The sequence below is a fragment of the Streptomyces sp. NTD107 genome, assembly GCF_059510435.1.
This window is the reverse complement of the sequence record NZ_JCAJZV010000044.1, coordinates 1-803: the sequence shown is the minus strand read 5'-3', so window position 1 is coordinate 803 and position 803 is coordinate 1. Positions and strand designations below refer to the sequence as shown.

1 protein-coding gene is annotated in these 803 nt (G+C 68.5%); it reads right to left on the bottom strand.

Annotation, left to right across the window (positions count from 1 at the left end):
- The coding region (locus AC5WRL_RS28090) for a COG1470 family protein (protein WP_496091497.1) at positions 1-791 on the bottom strand (791 nt) is incomplete at its 3' end.
- Between the last annotated feature and the right edge of the window lie 12 nt (positions 792-803).

Sequence of the window (803 nt, the reverse complement as noted above, 5' to 3'; positions counted from 1 at the left end):
TCGGGGTCGATCGGCTTCGCGACTTCGGCCATCTGCTCAAGGGCGAGGCTTTCGATCTTGGGGTCGTGGTTGATCCACATGATGATGAAGGCGAGGATGCCGGCCATGGCCAGCGCGAGGGCGGTGGCGAGCCAGGCGGGGAGGAAGCCGCGTTGGTGGTAGGTGCCGGTGACGGGGAGCGGATCCTTGCCGGAGCGTTGGACGGTGAGGGTGTAGGGGCGTTCTTGTTTGGAGCCGAGCCAGATGATCTGTTTGGGGCGGAGGGTGACTTTGATGAAGGCGGCGCGGCCGGGTTCGATGCGGACGTTGCCGGGGTTGAGGTCGTAGGAGAGCTGGTCGCCGTTGTCGTTTCCGGTGAGGGAGGCGGTGAGGGGGGTGTTGCCCAGGTTGTCGACCGCGAGCTGCGGGCGGCCCCGGAAGCGTCCCCGTACGGTGGGTGGTACGACCTCGGCGCGGATCTCGGTGAAGGGGAGGACGGTGATGTTCCCCTCGGGGACCACCACCGCCTCGGGGTGTTCGGTGGGCGTGATCCGTACCGCGTACGGGGTGGGTCCGGCCGCGGCGTCGGGGGTGCGGGGCGGGGCGAAGGTCAGCTCGACCTCACCCGTCGTTCCGGGGTACAGGCGCAGCGTCTGGGGTTCCGCCGTGGTCCATGGGGCGACGTCTCCCACGGGCTCGAAGCGGTACTCGTCGACCACGTCACCGGTGTTGCGCAGCCGCAGGCGTACCCGCGTGCTCTCGCCCGGCTGAACGGTCGCCGAGGCAGGTTCGAGGGAAGTCCACAGGGTCACACAACGAGCGTA